Below are 1,814 nucleotides of genomic sequence, written 5' to 3'. Positions count from 1 at the left end.
GCATCAGCGGCAGTGAAAGCATTGTTTTTGTATCCGAGAACAATGCCCTTATCTGCATTGACAATTCCCTTATCAGTTGCCGCTGAGGATGCACTTGCTGCGGCATCTGTTGCGTTATTAAAAACGTTAGTGGCGACTGATCCAACTTGAGCTACAGCCGCAATGAGCCAGGTGATGAAGGCATCGACCCGGGTGGAAAATGTCGTGCGGTCACCGCGCTGGATTGCGGGCGTTGGCGCGGGCGTGATTGTTGGAGGGGTAACGACAGCCATCAGATAAATCCTTTCACTTCAAGGGAAACGGTGCAGAGGTCTGGACCGTCGAACGACAGGGTTGGGGTCGGTAAACCGAAAACACGAAGAGGCGAGTAATCCACGAGATCAGTCGCGATCACAACGCATGGGACCGACTGGACTTCCTTCAACGTTGCGTAGACAGCCGCGGCCTCCGCGATCCCGAGCTTCGCCGTTACCGACATGTCCGTCGTGTTGGCCCCAGGCGTGATCTTGGTTCTACCAAATTTGTCGACATCAATGAAGCTGTAGGAATTCGGCGTCACCTTCGCGCCGTACTCTGTAAGCCCGATTGGCTTCATATCGCCCAGTGCAAGCAGGCCACACCTCGCAAGGCCAGTAACCCGGGTCAGGGTTACGGTAATTTCAGCGTTGTTAAATGCGGCCAAGTCCGTCACTACGAAGTCAGTTTGCGGCTTAAACCGGTCAAAGAAATATTCGTAGTAGTCACCCGGCTCAGACCCCTCCAGGTCATCGGAATAGGCGTAAATCACGTTTCCGCCTGGCGCATCGCGAACGGCGATGCTCAGCCCGTCAGCCTCCAACCCAAACAGTGCAACTGAATTAAATGAGCCCGGACGCAACGTTATAGCCAAGGGCGACGCCGCGCTTTTGGTTGAAACGTAGCCGTCAAACATTGCCCACAAATTCGTCGGCCCTTGGTCGACCCACCACGGCACGGCGCCGAATTGGTTGATCAGATCGGTCGGATCATGACCAACGTTCGACGACGCGGAGACGCTTTCGTAAATCCGGTGGGTCACGGTGCTGATGCACCGTTCACCGAGAGCGTACGCTTTCAACATCGAAAAAGTGGGGTAATCCGCTTCCGGAACGGCTGAGCTTACGATCATGGCGCCGGTAATCGCTACCGGTGCCAGGACACTACAGGGTTGGCTCATGCGGGCACCGCCTTCATTCGGACTGCGTTTCCACCGGAGCTGACGTTATTGAACTGCTTCGCCAACTGGTCGGTACTGCCGGCCGACTTGCCGGTGGCCACAGCGGTTCGTTCCATCGGCGCGCGCAGCTCGGCTAGCTCGCGACGGACCTCGCGCAGTTCGGCCACCACGTCGGCGTTGCCGCCGCCGTTCAGCATCGAACGGGTCTGGTCAGCGTTAAAGATCCGCGCCGGCCCGGTTGCCTCAAGTTCAGGGCCGTGCTCGCCGACTACGCGCAGGCCGCCGCCGAAGTCGCCACCAACGGCGTAACCGGGGACGCCGTGAGTGCGCAGAAACTCCGACAGAGAGCCATTCTTCCGCGCGTCGAGCTCCGGCTGTGCCGCCTTCATGAAGTCTGCCAGCTCGGTGTTGTCGACAGATTCGCCGTACGCCTTCGTCCAAAAGTCGATACCGCTCTTCTCCCCTTTGCGACCGAGCACTTTCTGGAACAAGCCCTCGACTGACAGCGGGGCTGGCGTGTCCTTCACAGTCTGCATGGCGATCCCGAACGCGCGCAACGCATCAGCAATCGACAGCAACGTCGTGTTTTGCCCGCGGGCCTGATCGAGCTGGGCCTGAG

Annotated in this window: 3 protein-coding genes; all 3 read right to left on the bottom strand. The window is 58.4% G+C overall.

Features of this window, described 5'->3' with window-relative positions; translation table 11 throughout:
* Positions 1 to 272: hypothetical protein (locus tag RBA40_RS33110; protein ID WP_306653133.1), on the bottom strand; the 272-nt coding region annotated here is incomplete at its 3' end.
* Positions 272 to 1,195, bottom strand: a complete 924-nt coding sequence (locus RBA40_RS33105; RefSeq protein ID WP_306653131.1) for a hypothetical protein — start codon at positions 1,193 to 1,195, stop codon at positions 272 to 274. The genes RBA40_RS33110 and RBA40_RS33105, both read right to left, overlap by 1 nt.
* Positions 1,192 to 1,814: hypothetical protein (locus RBA40_RS33100; protein WP_306653129.1), on the bottom strand; the 623-nt coding region annotated here is incomplete at its 5' end. The genes RBA40_RS33105 and RBA40_RS33100, both read right to left, overlap by 4 nt.

It is taken from the genome of Massilia pseudoviolaceinigra (assembly GCF_030846505.1).
GTDB classification, from domain to species: domain Bacteria; phylum Pseudomonadota; class Gammaproteobacteria; order Burkholderiales; family Burkholderiaceae_D; genus Telluria_A; species Telluria_A violaceinigra.
The sequence above is the reverse complement of the archived record's forward strand: the minus strand, read 5'-3'. Positions and strand labels throughout refer to the sequence as shown.